This window comes from Arthrobacter sp. 8AJ, assembly GCF_902506025.1.
Taxonomy (GTDB): domain Bacteria; phylum Actinomycetota; class Actinomycetes; order Actinomycetales; family Micrococcaceae; genus Arthrobacter.
Genome location: NZ_LR733290.1, coordinates 71,619 through 86,786, shown reverse-complemented (window position 1 = coordinate 86,786; position 15,168 = coordinate 71,619). Strand labels below are relative to the sequence as shown.

Sequence of the window (15,168 nt, the reverse complement as noted above, 5' to 3'; positions counted from 1 at the left end):
GTCGTTCATGGTGTTGCTCCTTTTTTGCCGAAAGGGTTGGTGGGTGGGGCGGCTCAGGTGACCGGCCAGCTCCCCTCTCCCCCCGTTGTTTTTGGCTGCTGGCGAAGCTTGCGGAGCTGTGCCCGTGCAGGCCCGTCTACCCGTGAGGGCAAGACCCGGAAAATCTTCGGAGGAAATAAGCGACGAAGGAGCGCCGGAGAAGACTTTTTCGGGGCGCAGGCCCCGACGAAGGAGGGGCTAGAGGGGCCGGAACGGGCACGTACAATCCGTCAGGACAGCAGCCAAAAAGCGTCGCAGACAACACAGGGCCAGGGGCGGCGGAGCCCTGCGGAGCCGGCACGGGACCCACAGCCGGCCGCGCCAGCGGACGCCCTTATCGGTGTGAGCCCTGGCGAACACCCACTCCCCCGGTCCACAGCTACATGCATGCGCGCATGAAGGAAGGCCGGCACTGTCCGTGCCGGCCTTCCTGAATTTCCCTCGGCAAAAGGGAAATCTGTGGTGCAGCGTCAGCGCTGCAGTGCGTTTATAGCTCGTAGTGTCGGTGGTCTTTCCTTGGCCGATCTACCGGGCCGGTGGCTGGGCCTGCGGTGAGCAGGCTCAGTTCCAGGATGTCTTCAAGGGGGCTCGCGTCCGGGGCAACGGTATCGTCCTCGGTCATGCGGAATTGATCTGCCACGCTCGGGACTCCTTGGCTGTGCGGGACGGCGGTGTCCTTTCACAGTATCGGCAGTTCCTGCGCGCTGGCTGGAAGTCGCGGCGCCCGCGCAGCGTTTACGCGGCCGGCGGAGCGAAGCGGGGGAGGCCGCCGCGCACCTGGCGAAGACCCGCGGGGAGGCCGGACCCCTCAGTGGTGGAGTCCGGCCCTGTCGAAGCTAGCGCTTCAGGCGGCGGTCATAGGCCTTTTTCGGATCGCGGCTGCAGTCTGCCAGCAGGCCGCGGTTGACCAGTTCGCCCAGCAGTTCCGCCAGCCGGTACCCGGCGGTGTCCTCCAGCGCGAGCTTGAAGTACCGGGCGGCGAAGCTGGACTGTCCTTTGAGCCATTCCAGCCAGCCGATCAGGCACAACATGGGGGCGCGCTGCCCTTCCGGGGTGGCTTTCATCAGCTCGAACGCGACTTCCTGCGCTGTGTCCACGCGCGCCCAGTCCGGGCGGGTGAGGAACACACCAAGCATGACGGAGGTGAACTGCTCGGGGGCGTGCGGGACGATGTCGCCCATCATGTAGTCCCTGATGGTGGGGTGCTGCAACGCTCCTGCCAGCTGATGCGCGGTCTGGGTCGTCAGGCTCTTGGGGTCATCGAGCACCTTGGCCCAGGCAGCGCGGCTGGCTTCGAGGTCTTCGGGCCAGCCGTCGGGCTTGTGCGCAGTGATAGCCTCGCGGGCCGTCTCGTCTCCGGTGAAGGGTGTCGGTGCGATGAAGCCGGTCACGGCGCTGCCCCGGTAGATCAGGGCGGCGTTGCCGTTGCTGGTGGTGATCGCATCCAGCGGCTGGTCGGGGCAGCAGCTGGTGTCCGTGCAGTGGTAGTTCCGCCACAGCTTCGAGGTCACCAGCCATGCGTCCTGCAGGGGCATTCCGGCGGTTTCCAGTTCGGTGCGCAGTGCCTGCACGTGCCCGGCGTAGGGGCTGCTGCCGTCGATCGTGCTCTCATCGGTGTAGATGACCAGCAGGCTGCCGGTGGCGGCCTCGGCAGCGGTGAGGTAGCTGACGATGGTTTGGGCGTAACCGACCGGGTCCTGCCCGAACGGGGCATCCACGCGCAGGGTCGCGCCGATCTTGTTGCCCTGCATGGTCAGGGCGACAAAGGACTCCGTGGGGGTCTGTCCCAGCGTGTGCGGAATGAAGGCCAGGACGTCGGCCGGGCCGGTGAATTTGATGAAGTCGTTCATGGTGTTGCTCCTTTTTTGCCGAAAGGGTTGGTGGGTGGGGCGGCTCAGGTGACCGGCCAGCTCCCCTCTCCCCCCGTTGTTTTTGGCTGCTGGCGAAGCTTGCGGAGCTGTGCCCGTGCAGGCCCGTCTACCCGTGAGGGCAAGACCCGGAAAATCTTCGGAGGAAATAAGCGACGAAGGAGCGCCGGAGAAGACTTTTTCGGGGCGCAGGCCCCGACGAAGGAGGGGCTAGAGGGGCCGGAACGGGCACGTACAATCCGTCAGGACAGCAGCCAAAAAGCGTCGCAGACAACACAGGGCCAGGGGCGGCGGAGCCCTGCGGAGCCGGCACGGGACCCACAGCCGGCCGCGCCAGCGGACGCCCTTCAACTGGTTGCAGCGCAGCGGAAACCAGGGCGAGCCCGGCGAGCCTGCCCTTCCACCCCGGGCCAGAAACAACCCAACGACACCGTCAACCTTTGGCTTGCCGCCGGCGGCCGCCGCCCGGCACCTGGCTGCTGCGGGATGGGCGGTCCGCCGCGGCCAACCACCAGGACAAGCCGGCCACGACGGCGGACCGCCCGCGGTGACCGGCCCCGAAAGACCGGCCACCCTCGGTCCTATTCGCGGCGGTCGTGCAGCGGGACGGCGCCGTAGTGTCCGGCTGCGCGGCGGAACCTGGCGTCACTGCTGAAGATGAACGTGCCGCCGAACATGTACCACGGTGCAGGTTCACCTTCCGGGGTGACCGGCTCGGCGTGAATCACGGTCTCGCGGTGGAAGTGCTCGTTTTTGACGAGCCGGACGGCGGGCCGTTCCTCGGTGGGCTCGAAAACCGGGTCGATGCCCTCGCCAATGACGGTTACTTCCATGACGCGGGCGGAGATGCCCCGGTTCGAGAAGTCCGTGCTCAGGGCGTCGCGGTAGATCAGGGCGGTGATTCCCTTGGGGGCTGTGGTGTCGTTGCTCATGTGCTGGCTCATTTGAAGTCGTTGGGCCGCTGTACTGCCCGGCTCCGACCGGGCAGTACAGCGGTTGTCAGTGCTGGTTAGGCCGCGTCCGCGAGGATGCAGGGCATCCGGTACCGGCTGGGCAGTTCGGCGGCGGCCTCCGGCAGGTCATCCGGGCCGTGGGCCTGCCCGTTCTTCCAGTGGAAGAAGGCCTGCTCACTGATTGCGGTCCAAAACCTCGCCTTGGTCCGATAGAAGGTCGTTCGTACATCGCCTTCGCAGTAGGTGGCCATGCCGAACAGGTTCCCGATCTCGTCGGCGGTACGGATTCCGGCGACCATGACGTACGGCCACTGGCCCAGGTCCCAGCCGTCACACCCCCAGCTGGGGATCACGGCCCAGCCGTGTTCACTGATGACGTCCATCCAGTCGTAACCGTCGTTCATGTGGTAATCGACGAGCACGGGCACATCGTGAACCGTTTCGCCGGTGTCGACGGTGGTCACGGTCCTCTTAGTGACTGCATTCATGTGGTGTTGCTCCTTTTTTGCCGAAAGGTTGGCGGGCGGGGCGGCTCAGGTGACCGGCCAGCTCCCCTCTCCCCCCGTTGATTTTTGGCTGCTGGCGAAGCTTGCGGAGCTGTGGCCGACGGAGGCCTGTCTACCCACAGGGCAAGGGCCGCGGAATCTGCGGAGGAAATCAGCGACGAAGGAGCGCCGGAGCCGATTCTGGGGCCTGCAGGCCCCGACGAAGGAGGGGCTAGACCGACCGGAGCGGACACGTACAATCCGTCAGGACAGCAGCCAAAAGGCGTCGCAGACAACACAGGGCCAGGGACGGCGGAGCCCTGCGGAGCCGGCACTGGACCCCACAGCCGGCCGCGCCAGCGGACGCCCAAACGGGTGCGAGCCCTGCGAGCATGCACCATCACTACCGGTATGGCATGCTCGAAGGCGTAAGCAGCAGGATGTTTACACCCAGGGCAGAGGGCCCGTTCCCACCGGTTGCGGTCCTCTGCTTTGCCCTGGACGGTCATTGGAGTATTGATACGAAGGGAAAGCCGATGGGTCTGTGGAGCTGGTTCGCCCGTCGGCGCAAGCCGGCGACGGCTGCTGGTCGCCCCGCCTTCGCAGCGGCCATTGAGCCGAAGGAACAGGAGCCGTTGACTCCTGAGCAGGTGGCAGATCTGAAAGCGGCGTGGGCCGAACTCGCCGAGGCGGCGAAAGAGTCAGCTGTCACCGGGTTTCATGCCTGCTCACGGGGCGGGAAGCCCTGGCAGGAAGATCCGGCAGCTGTGCGGAGCGTGGTGGCATTACTGCGCCGCGTCGATGCGGAGGACGCTGCTACGGAAGGTCCTACGGCCAAGTAAAAGCCTGCACGGACGTTCGTGCTGGTTTCTCGCTTAGGCTGGGCCCATGGCCGAGTCACTTCCGCCAGCGCTGCACCCACCGGTCGGGGTTGCCCTGGCGAAACTCGTCAAGGCCTTCCCCGGCCCCAACGCACTGCCCGGCGGCCTGACCGCCGAACCCAAATTCGACGGTTTCCGCACTACCGCCTTTAATGACGGCGGCACGGTGACGCTGTGGTCCAGACAGGGCAAGGAACTTACCCGAATCCTGCCGGACGCAGCTGCCGCTCTTGCGGAGCAGTTGCCTCCCGGAGTGGTCCTGGATGGTGAAACAGTCATTTGGAACCGGGACCGGCTGGATTTCGAGGCGCTACAGCAGCGCATGGTCACCTCCAGGGCCGCGCTTCCAGCCCTGGCCAATGAGCTGCCCGCTACGTTCGTGGCCTTCGATGTGCTGGCCGTTGCAGGGCAGGACACCCGGGGTGTGCCCTTCACAGGGCGCCGGCAGTTGCTCGAGGAGCTCGCCCGGGACTGGTCCGCACCATTGCACCTCTCCCCCATCACCAGGGACATGGACCTGGCGAAGACCTGGCTGCGGGATCTTCCCGCGACAGGAATCGAAGGACTCGTGTTCAAGGGCGGTTCCCAGCCCTACGAGGCCGCCAGGATCTGGTCGAAGCTCAAGCACAAAGATGTTTGGGACGTGGTGTGCGCGGCCGTGATCGGGTCCGTGGCCCAACCACAGGCCCTCATCGCCGGCCTGCCCATCGGCGGCGAACTGAAGATTGTCGGCCGCTCGACCGTCCTGTCCACGAAGGCCGGGCGTGAACTGAGCCGGCACCTCCACCCCGCCGGGCCGGGGCATCCCTGGCCTGAAGAGATCAGCGAGTCCTCCCTGAACAGATTCAGCAAGGAAAAAGGCCCCGTGCGGCTGACATTGGTCGAACCAGTCGTGGTCGAGGTCTCTGCCGACGTCGCCTGGTCCGGCACGTCCTTTCGGCACCCCGTCACGTGGAAGCGTGTCAGGCCGGAGCTGGACCCTGCAGAGGTCAGGGTTCCCCCTGAACTGAACAACAGGCACCGCTGACGACGGCGCTGGGGCAGGTTATACCCAGTGTGGACAGCTTTGAGATTCATCCTCCGGTCTCCACCTGCCCACAATGGGCATAACCCGCTCCGGGTTCCGGCTGCGATTGGCAAAGAACGTGCTTTGTCGTACCCCTCCTCCACAATGAAATCTGGCGGCTGCACAGCCGCTTTTTAGTGGCGTGTCTATTCGAATATATGTTCTAAGGTTGTGTTATGGGACCGGAGCAAGCTGCCGGGCTGCAAGCGCAGTACGCGCGATGGGCCGGCCCGATCGGGCTGACCGTGGAAGAACTCGATTTTGAGCACTTCCCGGCAAAGAACGGGTATCCGGGGATCCCGGTGAAGGCTTGGATCCGGTTCCCGAACTGCGCAGAGCTCGTGAACGGGGAAGTGTTCGCGTGGACAGCAAAGGCCGCCGAAGTGACGTGGAAGGACGGGCCGGTCACGTACCGGACCTGGGTGTGGAGCTCGGCGGTCACCCGCCGGGAAGAAATGATGAACAGGAATTTGGGAGAGCGGACCAACCGTGACAGCAACAGTAAGTGAAAAGACCCTCGACGCCCCCGTGGACATCCGGTTCACCGCGGCCGGCAGTCCCCTCGCGGTCCGCTACGACGGGCGCGTATGGGCAGTCGCGGCAGAGCCGCTGCACTGGTTCACTAGGGACTCCTGGTGGAAGACACAGCGGACCGTTCCGGTCGGCGTAGGGAACGTCGTGGACATCGAATACTGGCGCGTGCAGGTCCGCCTAGGGTCAAACTCGCCGCTACGGACCTTCGAACTGCGGCGCGATCCCCTATCTAAACAGTGGCTGCTGGAGGCCATCATTGACAACTAGACCTTGGGCTTCCACCGAGCAGCTGGGCAGATCACATGTGTCGTTCACGACCATGCAGCGGGCGCCATGTTTAAATGTCTGTCAAGACCAATACACTTGCGGGGAAGCGATGTTGCAGAATCAGCACTGAATTGCGTTGGTGGCGTTGCTAGTGGAGGCTGTGGCGTTGTCAACCGGGCTAATAACGGTTGATGGTCGCGCTCCCCTCCAATCCGACCCCAAGGAACAACGCAGATGATCAGCCAGACCTACCGCATGGGTGAGTTATTCAGCGGCCCCGGCGGCATGGCACTCGGTGCGCGGCTTGCTGCACAGGCCGTCGAAGGTGTCGCGCTCCAGCACGCCTGGGCGAACGACTATGACCTCGACACCTGCAAAACTTATAAGCGGAATATCTTGGTACCTGAGTATGGCGATGACGCCAAGCTAGTTGAATCCGCGACTGACCTTCCGGCGGCGGGCGGGGGTGTCGTCCATCAAAACGTACACACTCTCGACATTGAGGCCCTCGGAGAGATCGACGGATTTGCGTTCGGCTTCCCTTGTAACGACTACAGCCTTGTCGGGGAATGGAAGGGACTACGCGGCGACTACGGCCCGCTGTACAGCTACGGGGTAAAGGTCCTTGCCTCGAAGAAGCCGAAATGGTTCGTCGCCGAGAACGTGTCAGGACTTCGCGGAGCGAACGAGGGCAAGGCTTTCAAACAGATTCTGGAGCACCTTCAGGCGCCCGACGATGGCCCTGGCTATCGGATCGTCCCGCACCTTTACTCGTTTGACGAGTACGGCGTTCCACAACGACGCCAACGGATAGTCATCGTTGGAATCCGCGAGGATCTTCAGACCGATTTCCGCGTTCCGTCGCCGGAAATTTATAACGACATCGACGTAAGTGCGAAATCTGCTCTGACGGTTCCACCGATCCCTCTGAGCGCCCCCAATCACCAGTTTGTCCGTCCGTCTGCAAACGTCGCCGAGCGGCTAAGTTACCTGCTACCGGGTGAGCACGCCTTCTCTCCGCGTGCTCTTCAGGAGATGCCCGAGCGACTCCACATCAAGACGCGCACGACGATCAGCACAACCTACAAACGACTGGATCCGGACAAGCCTGCGTACACAGTGACGGGGGCCGGGGGTGGTGGTTCCTACATCTATCACTGGGTGCTGGATCGCGCATTGACGAATCGTGAGAGGGCTCGTCTTCAGTCCTTCCCGGATGACTTCGCCTTCGAGGGACTTAAGGAAAGCGTCAGGAAACAGGTCGGAATGGCCGTTCCGGTGAAGGCTGCAGAGGCCATCTTTACTGCGCTGTTCAAGTCATTCGCGGGAATCCCATACCCCTCAATAGAACCGAACATCGAATTCACCAAGGTTCTTGAATCAGAACAGACGAAGACGAGGTAACCGGAGCATCGGTTGCCTGACTACTACGAGTAGCCGATGAACCAAGGGGGGGAAATGGATCCGGAGATCCTAGAGCCGGGCGTCAACTTGCTCGAATCCATGCGCTCTGTTGGCTACTCACTCGAAGCAGCTGTCGCGGACCTCATCGACAACAGCGTCACGGCAACAGCACACCACATTGTCATTGACGCAGATGTTGTCGACGGCAAATACCTCGCGATCCTGGACGACGGACGCGGAATGACCGCAACGGAAGCTCGCGAGGCATTGCGGCTGGCGGGCGACGTCGGAGACCGGAAAGAGTCAGATCTCGGTCGTTTTGGACTTGGCCTGAAGACAGCATCGCTGTCACAGGCACGCTGCCTAACCGTAATCACTAAGCGTGCCGGCGTGGTCACGGCGCTACGTTGGGACATTGATTTCGTCCGCAAATCGCGTAAGTGGCTCCTCATCGTCCTTGATAAGTCTGACCTCAACGACCTGCCCCTGTGGGCCGAGTTTGATGCTCAGCCCAGCGGGACACTCGTACTTTGGAACCAACTGGACCTCCTACTCGGCGACACAACCTCGCCAGGCGCCTTTCTCGCCGAACGGCTCGGCGGAGTCCGTTCCAATCTCGCACTCGTCTTCCATCGGTTTCTCGCTGATCGACGCGACCGTATCAGCATCACGGTCAACGGGATCACCCTGCGGCCGATTGACCCTTTCCTATCCGACAATCCGAAGACTCAGCGCACCGCACCGGAGACCCTCCTAATAGGCGGCGACGAGGTGCGTGTAGAAGGGTTCACCCTCCCGCACCCCTCTGGCCTTACTCCCGGGGAACGACAACGGCCAGACCTCGCTGACGGAATGCGCGAGGCACAAGGGTTCTACGTGTACAGGAACCGTCGGCTTATCTCGCACGGTCACTGGTACGGCCTGGCACGCATGAACGAATTGTCGAAGCAGACCCGCGTCCAGGTCGATGTGCCGAGTACCTTGGACGCGCTCTGGCAACTAGATATCAAGAAGTCCCGCGCGGAGCCACCCCAGTCTTTCAAGTTGCGACTCCGACAACTCATTGACCCGATCCTCAACCGGGGGCGCAGGGTCCACACCTTTCGAGGGAGGCGGGAGAACACGGAAGTCGCTCACGTCTGGACGAAATTGAAGACCCGTGATGGCTTTGGCTACGAGGTGAATCTCAAAAGTCCCCTCGTCGAGTCAGTCCTGTCCCGTCTCGACACCGATGACGCCGAACGAGTAGTCGGCCTGTTGCAGACCATCGCAAGTACCTTTCCACTCATGGACGCCTACGTCGAGGTCGCCGCCAACGCCCCTTCGATCACCCCGAGACCTGAGCAGGAGGCAATCATCACGAGCCTCCGGGACATTCGACGGTCAGGGCTGCTTAGCGAAGACCCCAAAATCGCCGTGCCTCAGCTGGCTGGCGTCGAGCCTTTCAACAGCCTTGCCGATCTAAATACGCTTGTCGATCATGTCTGGAAGGACGCCGATGCCGCTGAATGACCGTCAAACCGATTTCAAGAGGTACCTCAAGGATCAGTTGTTCAACACAGTTCGTCCGCTGACTTTCGACGAACTGGAGACGAAGGCCGCAGGGCTTGCCTCCTTGCTTTTCGAGGACCTCACCCCGATCGAGATCGGCGAAGTCCTCCAGGAGTTGACCGAGGAGAACGCGGTGGAGATGGCGCTGGGCGACTCAATCGTCGACCCCGCAACATTCCGGCCTTGGATAGCGCAGCGCCGGCAAGAGGTCGAGACAAAGCGTTGGAACGCGTACGAGAAGTTGCTCGTCACCCGGGACTGGGAAGCGAACGTCATCAGAACGCTCGACTCGCAGACCGACGATATTGTCGAGCTGCTAGGCAATCCGATGCAGGTCGACGGGACCTGGCCCCGACGCGGTCTTCTCATGGGTGAGGTTCAGTCCGGAAAGACAGCCACCTACCTCGGCGTCCTCAACAAGGCACTCGACTATGGCTACCAGGTGATCATCGTGATCGGCGGCCACACCGAGGACTTACGGCAGCAAACACAAACGAGATTCGACACCGACCTGCTCGGGATTGATTCGGAAACATGGGAAGACGGCATCAGCAATGCCGCCATCCGGAACGTAGGTGTCGGTGAGATTCACCGCCTCCGCGCCCACTTGATGACCACCGTCCGACACGACTTCTCAAAGTCAAAGCGCGGTTCAAGTATCACCTGGGTTGAGGGCGGACTCCCGACAGTATTCATCACCAAAAAGACCCCCTCACTCCTGGATAACATCCGGACGTACATCAAGAGCCAGGCGCCAGGCGGTCGGTTGGACATCCCCCTTATCGTGGTGGACGACGAGTCAGACTGGGGAAGCCCGAACACACGCGATAAAGCAGACCCGACAAGCGTCAACAAGGCGATCCGCGCACTCCTCGATATCTCGACTCGCAGTTCATACTTGGCGATTACGGCCACTCCTTTTGCCAACATCTTCATCGACGACCAGGCATCATTCGAGTTCGTCGAGAAGCCGAAGCGTGGGGAGCCAGTAGCGGACGGCCCAGGGACCGTGCTACACGACCTGTTCCCCAGCGACTACATCAGAGTCATGTCCCCGCCGACCACATACCGCGGAATCGGAACGTATTTCCCCGAGGTCGGCCACGCGGCGATCACCACCGAAGTCGATGACTGTCTAGAAATCATCCCGATCAAACACAAGAATCACCACCCTGTCAGCGCGCTCCCGGAGTCGATGGAGACCGCCATAATCGAGTTCCTTCTCGGGACAGCCGTGCGCCGCCTCCGCGACCAGAGGGTCAAGGCCGCGTCGATGCTCATCAACGTTTCTCGATTCAAAAGCGTGGAACGCCAGGTCTCGGAGCTGGTAGACGATTTCCTCCGGCGGACAGCCGCCATCATCCTTGGCGAGTTCGCCCGGCAGGCTGCAACCAGAAGCGTCGCAGCCCAGAGGGTTCAGGACATTTGGGACGTGCACTTCGCCAACGTGAGCGACGTCGAATGGAATCAGGTATCGGAGAAGCTCGTCGAGATCGCCCCAGAGTTCCGGGTCGACCTCATCAACGGCGACACTGCGAAGGAGCGCGCGAAGCGCCGGAAGCTGATGACTGTCGCCGAGCGGCAAGCCGACGACCTCGTCCCGAAGGTCGTCGTTGGCGGCGACATCCTCTCCCGCGGCCTCACCCTTGACGGCCTCCAAGTGAGTTACTTCGTCCGCGAACCTCGTACGATGGACACCCTCATGCAGATGGGGCGCTGGTTCGGTTACCGCCCCCGCTTCGATGACCTTGTGCGCATCTGGATGCCAGAAACGACCCGCGCGGACTTCATCCACTCCGCAGAAGTTACCGATGAACTGCGGGAGACACTCATCGATATGAAAGCCCGCGGCCTCACGCCGAAAGACTTCGGACTGCGGGTCCGCGTCCATCCCGACAGCGTCGATATCGTGGCCAAGAACAAGGGGCGCGACACCGAGTTCGTCGAGATCGGGCCAATTGTCTGGGAGAACCGGCTCGCGGAATCCTATGACCTTACCGGCGACGATGATGTTGACCGGGCAAATCAGGCAGCCGTCGCGTCACTAATAGACCAGCTCGGGGCTGACGAGGCGGTGAAGACGAGCGGCGGTTTCGCCGCATGGCAGAACGTACCCCTCGACACCGTGCTGGGCTTTTTTCAGACCTTTCAGGGCGCGCCAGGCCCAGCCACCCAGCCCTTCAGCAGGGGTTCCGACGGGACTCTGCCCATCACAGATGCCTTCACGGTTGCGCCCGGAAGTGATCGCTGGAGCGTCGTGTTGGTGAGTAGTGGCGAAGGGAAACCTTACAAATTCGCTAAAGACTTTGAAGTCACCATGAGCGTCCGAAACAAGATGGGGCGTAGCCGATTGGATCGGCATATCCGCCTCGACCGCCGCCGCGTATCCACCGCGGGCGACGTGGTCGGATCGCTCCTACCCTCGGAGCGCGAGGCGATGCAGGCAGAGCCTCGCTTCACAAGGGGCGGGAAGCCGATGTCATCGCAAGCGCGCACGCTCGCTTGGATCAATCACCCGATCCTCATGATCTACGCCGTGACTGCTGAAAAACCGGCGGCCCCGCAGGACTCCTCAGATCTCTCGCAGGTTGAAGCAGGTCTGACGCGGGTCGCGGTGGCGATTGCGTTCCCGAAGATGAGTCAGGAACAGATCGAGGAAGCAACTCGCGACTCCAAGACCTACCAAGTCAACCAGGTCTACTGGCGGGCCTACAACGGCTTCGTTGAAGACGAGGGTGACGACGAAGTCGACGAGAATGACGTCTGATGGATGCAACTCTCCTTAGATCCCGGTTTGAGCAGGTGCTCGCGGGCGAGAGCGGGCGGATGATAATGATTGCCCAAACGCCCTTCATGTTCGCTGCCGTCAATGACAATGGCCGGGCCGCCTTATTGGTCCGTGTGTCGCTTACCCCCTCGCAGGTTGTCAGCGATGGCCAAGGCTTCTTGGTAAAGACAACGCGAAGCGGGAACAACGACTACGTCCAGATCACTTCCACTGACCGAGAACTTCCTCCCCTGTTCCTGAAGCTGGTCGAGTACGTTCTAGATCGAGTGTCCGCGTCGGCGTCAACCGATGAGGGTGCCGAGTTACTGATCCGATCGATCGAAGAATACCGGCGGTTCGTCGGTCAGCGGCGCGGTCGTCTTCCTGAGGCCCTGGTGCGCGGCACGTTTGCGGAACTCCTGTTCCTGCGCACAATCATCGCCGGTGGCATGGGTGCGGAGGAAGCCGTGACAGCCTGGCGGGGGCCATGGGCGAAAGCGGGACTGGGCGTGCATGACTTCACCTTCGCCAATGGGCGCGGGATCGAGGTGAAGTCCACTCACCAGCCGCCCGACACTATTCGCGTATCGTCCCCGGGCCAACTCGTGCCGTCAGATCAACCGCTCGATCTCCTCGTCCTACCACTCGAAAATGCGCCGGATGGCTCTACTGCGGCCATTCCGTTCCGTGCGTACGTGCAAGAAACTAGCAAAGTGGTCGCAGCGGCCGGCCCGGGAGCTGCGGACAAGTGGGATGCAGCATTGGAAGCCCTTACTTTGGACCTCTCCGACGAGTGGTACGACAAGTACCGTTTCCTGCCCGGTGAGTGGCGACGGTTTACAGTGAAACCTGGGTTCCCGCACCTCGACGTGGCTTCCCTTCCTGCTGGGATAGTCGACGTCCACTATTCCCTCGAATTACTGAGGCTGTCCCCCTTCGCGGCCCCATTCAACGAACTCCTAAGTGATATGGAAATGCCGTGAGCATCGAAGCAGATGACCTTCGCAACGAGATCAAGGTTGAGGCTGTAGCTGGCGATGGCGCCTTCGAGATTGAGGCATTCGCCGCAGTGTTCGCCCGAAGACTCGAAGATGCGGAAGCCGTAGCCGATCTCAACGTCGAGCCACTTCGCTGCAACGGCCCGCGAAGGAAGCGTCTCGAGCTGCTTGGGTACGCAGAAAATTCCATAGAACAGTCCCTCGTGATACTTGCCGGACGCTACTTCGGTAGGGATGCGACGCTCACGATGACTGATGCTCAGGACGCCATCGGACGGGCGACCGGATTCATTGAAGCGGCTGTTAACGGCTGGCTGACGACGCACCTGGAGATGTCGTCGCGCGAATGGGAGTACGCCGATTACTTCTCGAAGCAGATCGCTGGTGACAAGATCACCAGAATCCGGGTCATCCTCATTACCGATGGGCTGATGAGCGGCCGCATCCGCACAATTGAGAGTGGCACCGTTGCCGGTTTGAAGACTACCTACGAAATCTGGGATCAGCGGCGAATCCTGGACGCTTCGCTTCCCGAGCGGGGCAGTGAAGATATCCGCGTCGACTTCACGAAGTGGCTGTCCGATGGTCTTCCGTGTCTTGCTGCCCCCAGTAGCGACGAGACCACCCGGACTTACCTTGCTGTCATCCCAGCCCGGGTCCTCGCGGACGTGTTCGACGAATACGGCAGCCTGCTCCTGGAATCGAATGTCCGGACATTCCTAAGCGCAAGGGGCCAGGTGAACCGCGGCATTCAGAGCACCCTGAGTCAGGAGCCGGCACGATTCCTGGCTTATAACAACGGGCTGACGACCACAGCGACTGAAGTCGTACTCGGTCGCTCACCTGAAGGGATGACGATCCATAGCCTTGACCGCTGGCAAATCGTGAACGGCGGCCAAACGACCGCCTCCATTGCACATTTCCTGCGCAACAATAAGGGCGACGCCGTCATCGACGAGGTTTCCGTCCAAATGAAACTCGTAACGGTGAGTGAGTCTGACTCGGCAACTGTGGTGCAGGCCGTCGCCAAGTACGCCAACAGCCAGAACAGGATAAGCGCAGCGGACCTATTCTCCACGCACGAGTTCCATGTCCGCATGGAACAGATCAGCCGACGCCTTAAAGCGCCGGCGAAGGAGGGCGAGCAGTACCAGACCGCTTGGTTTTACGAACGCGCGCGAGGGCAGTGGGAGAACGACCGTAATGCGCGCGGATCCGCCGGTGAACAGGCGAAGTTCGAGCTGGAGTACCCGAAGTCCCAACGCATCACAAAGACGGACTGGGCCAAGTACGACTACTGCTGGAACCAACACCCTGACCTTGTCAGCAAGGGTGCCCAGTCCGTCTTCGCCGACTATGCCACGAAGGTGGATGCGCAGTGGACCAAGGATGATGGCAAGGGGGCGGACGCCTACGGAGACGGCTACTTCCGGGCAGGCATCGGCAAAGCGATTATGTACGAGACGTTGCGCTCCCAGGTGCTCAAACAGGATTGGTACAAGACGGCTCCTGGCTATCTCGCGAACATAGTTGCGTATGCGATCTCCCGCTTCGCCCTTGAGGTTGGGGTCCGGTTCGGCAGAGCTCACTTTGACTTCAATCAAGTTTGGCAGCGCCAGATAATAAGTGATGTGACACTCAAGGCGCTCATCGAGATCGGGTACGCGGCACAGCAGCACCTAACCGATCCGAATCGCCCCCAGGCAAACGTAACCCAGTGGGCGAAGCAGCAGGCGTGCTGGGAGGGATTCAAGAAGGTAAGCGTCCGACTCGAAGGTGGCCTTAGTAACGACCTAGTCACCGCCGACGAGGCGCGGGGGCAAGCCGCTGACGACCGCAAGCAACGCGCCATCGACACTGGTTTCGAAGCAGTCAAGCGGGTCCTTGCCGTCAAGCCGCACCTGTGGGAAACGGTCTATCGCGCGCAAGTCCCGATGTCCCCCACCGAGAAGGATCTCGTGCAGATGTTTGGTCTTCGGCAGGGGAAGGTCCCCTCGGACCGGCAAGGAGCCGTTCTCTTGAGACTACTGGAGCGAATGGCCGAAACCGGAATCATCGGGCCCGACAACTATTAGCGTGGAGTAGATTCATTCTCATCTGCTGAGCCTTTGCACTCACACGCAAAGTTCTCAAAACCCACGAACGACCCCTGGCAGACTCGTACTTCACGAGGGCAGAGCGCCCTGTCCTGTAGCCAAGCACCAAACGAGCAAGTAGGGCCAACGGAGCCTCTGCTGCGAATTAGGGATGGAAGAAGCCGAATCAAGATGACAAATCAGCCAAAACCGCGAGCATCCATTGTCCGTCGCCAAACTGAATCTCAAACAGTGGTTGCCCATCTGCGGTAACGCCACG

13 protein-coding genes are annotated in these 15,168 nt (G+C 61.6%); 9 read left to right on the top strand and 4 right to left on the bottom strand.

Translation table 11 applies throughout. The features are described from left to right. Positions 1 to 526: 526 nt before the first annotated feature. From BACI349Y_RS20080 to BACI349Y_RS20065, 4 genes are all read right to left on the bottom strand, one after another. A complete protein-coding gene (locus BACI349Y_RS20080; protein ID WP_015061970.1) occupies positions 527 to 679 on the bottom strand; it encodes a hypothetical protein in 153 nt (50 codons plus the stop codon). A 196-nt stretch (positions 680 to 875) separates the two neighbouring features. Next, entirely contained in the window at positions 876 to 1,889 is a 1,014-nt protein-coding gene (locus tag BACI349Y_RS20075; protein ID WP_159636155.1) for a DUF4192 domain-containing protein, read from the bottom strand. 599 nt (positions 1,890 to 2,488) lie between these two features. Next, the gene (locus BACI349Y_RS20070) at positions 2,489 to 2,839 is read right to left on the bottom strand and encodes a hypothetical protein (protein WP_159636152.1); all 351 of its coding nucleotides are present in this window, start codon (positions 2,837 to 2,839) and stop codon (positions 2,489 to 2,491) included. A gap of 77 nt (positions 2,840 to 2,916) precedes the next feature. Further along, positions 2,917 to 3,348, bottom strand: a complete 432-nt coding sequence (locus BACI349Y_RS20065; RefSeq protein WP_159636149.1) for a hypothetical protein — start codon at positions 3,346 to 3,348, stop codon at positions 2,917 to 2,919. 389 nt (positions 3,349 to 3,737) lie between these two features. Between BACI349Y_RS20065 and BACI349Y_RS20060 the strand changes: the two genes are divergently transcribed. The 9 genes from BACI349Y_RS20060 to BACI349Y_RS20020 all read left to right on the top strand — a co-directional run bounded on the left by BACI349Y_RS20060 (position 3,738) and on the right by BACI349Y_RS20020 (position 14,888). Beyond that, positions 3,738 to 4,187 carry a hypothetical protein gene (locus BACI349Y_RS20060; protein WP_236561147.1) on the top strand — a complete coding sequence of 150 codons (450 nt, stop codon included), beginning with the start codon at positions 3,738 to 3,740 and terminating at the stop codon, positions 4,185 to 4,187. 46 nt (positions 4,188 to 4,233) lie between these two features. Next, positions 4,234 to 5,253: an ATP-dependent DNA ligase gene (locus tag BACI349Y_RS20055; RefSeq protein WP_159636146.1), complete on the top strand. Its 1,020-nt coding sequence runs from the start codon at positions 4,234 to 4,236 to the stop codon at positions 5,251 to 5,253. A gap of 215 nt (positions 5,254 to 5,468) precedes the next feature. Next, the gene (locus BACI349Y_RS20050; RefSeq protein ID WP_159636143.1) at positions 5,469 to 5,801 is read left to right on the top strand and encodes a hypothetical protein; all 333 of its coding nucleotides are present in this window, start codon (positions 5,469 to 5,471) and stop codon (positions 5,799 to 5,801) included. Continuing rightward, the gene (locus tag BACI349Y_RS20045; protein ID WP_236561145.1) at positions 5,782 to 6,093 is read left to right on the top strand and encodes a hypothetical protein; all 312 of its coding nucleotides are present in this window, start codon (positions 5,782 to 5,784) and stop codon (positions 6,091 to 6,093) included. The genes BACI349Y_RS20050 and BACI349Y_RS20045 overlap by 20 nt, the downstream gene beginning before the upstream one ends. A 234-nt stretch (positions 6,094 to 6,327) precedes the next feature. Next, positions 6,328 to 7,497 (top strand): DNA cytosine methyltransferase, encoded by a 1,170-nt coding sequence (locus tag BACI349Y_RS20040; RefSeq protein WP_134165733.1) that lies wholly within the window; start codon positions 6,328 to 6,330, stop codon positions 7,495 to 7,497. A 54-nt stretch (positions 7,498 to 7,551) separates the two neighbouring features. Further along, positions 7,552 to 9,009 carry an ATP-binding protein gene (locus BACI349Y_RS20035; protein WP_159636140.1) on the top strand — a complete coding sequence of 486 codons (1,458 nt, stop codon included), beginning with the start codon at positions 7,552 to 7,554 and terminating at the stop codon, positions 9,007 to 9,009. Then, positions 8,996 to 11,815: a Z1 domain-containing protein gene (locus BACI349Y_RS20030; RefSeq protein WP_159636137.1), complete on the top strand. Its 2,820-nt coding sequence runs from the start codon at positions 8,996 to 8,998 to the stop codon at positions 11,813 to 11,815. Before BACI349Y_RS20035 ends, BACI349Y_RS20030 begins: the two co-directional genes overlap by 14 nt. Beyond that, the gene (locus BACI349Y_RS20025) at positions 11,815 to 12,798 is read left to right on the top strand and encodes a PD-(D/E)XK motif protein (protein WP_134165727.1); all 984 of its coding nucleotides are present in this window, start codon (positions 11,815 to 11,817) and stop codon (positions 12,796 to 12,798) included. Before BACI349Y_RS20030 ends, BACI349Y_RS20025 begins: the two co-directional genes overlap by 1 nt. Further along, entirely contained in the window at positions 12,795 to 14,888 is a 2,094-nt protein-coding gene (locus tag BACI349Y_RS20020) for an AIPR family protein (RefSeq protein ID WP_159636134.1), read from the top strand. Before BACI349Y_RS20025 ends, BACI349Y_RS20020 begins: the two co-directional genes overlap by 4 nt. Positions 14,889 to 15,168: the final 280 nt, after the last annotated feature.

Excerpts from the sequence above, each read along its gene's own strand:
- BACI349Y_RS20040 (WP_134165733.1), top strand. The coding sequence starts at position 6,328 with ATGATCAGCCAGACCTACCGCATGGGTGAGTTATTCAGCGGCCCCGGC.
- BACI349Y_RS20060 (WP_236561147.1), top strand. The coding sequence starts at position 3,738 with ATGCACCATCACTACCGGTATGGCATGCTCGAAGGCGTAAGCAGCAGG.
- BACI349Y_RS20075 (WP_159636155.1), bottom strand. The coding sequence starts at position 1,889 with ATGAACGACTTCATCAAATTCACCGGCCCGGCCGACGTCCTGGCCTTC.
- BACI349Y_RS20030 (WP_159636137.1), top strand. The coding sequence starts at position 8,996 with ATGCCGCTGAATGACCGTCAAACCGATTTCAAGAGGTACCTCAAGGAT.
- BACI349Y_RS20025 (WP_134165727.1), top strand. The coding sequence starts at position 11,815 with ATGGATGCAACTCTCCTTAGATCCCGGTTTGAGCAGGTGCTCGCGGGC.
- BACI349Y_RS20070 (WP_159636152.1), bottom strand. The coding sequence starts at position 2,839 with ATGAGCAACGACACCACAGCCCCCAAGGGAATCACCGCCCTGATCTAC.
- BACI349Y_RS20055 (WP_159636146.1), top strand. The coding sequence starts at position 4,234 with ATGGCCGAGTCACTTCCGCCAGCGCTGCACCCACCGGTCGGGGTTGCC.
- BACI349Y_RS20035 (WP_159636140.1), top strand. The coding sequence starts at position 7,552 with ATGGATCCGGAGATCCTAGAGCCGGGCGTCAACTTGCTCGAATCCATG.
- BACI349Y_RS20050 (WP_159636143.1), top strand. The coding sequence starts at position 5,469 with ATGGGACCGGAGCAAGCTGCCGGGCTGCAAGCGCAGTACGCGCGATGG.
- BACI349Y_RS20065 (WP_159636149.1), bottom strand. The coding sequence starts at position 3,348 with ATGAATGCAGTCACTAAGAGGACCGTGACCACCGTCGACACCGGCGAA.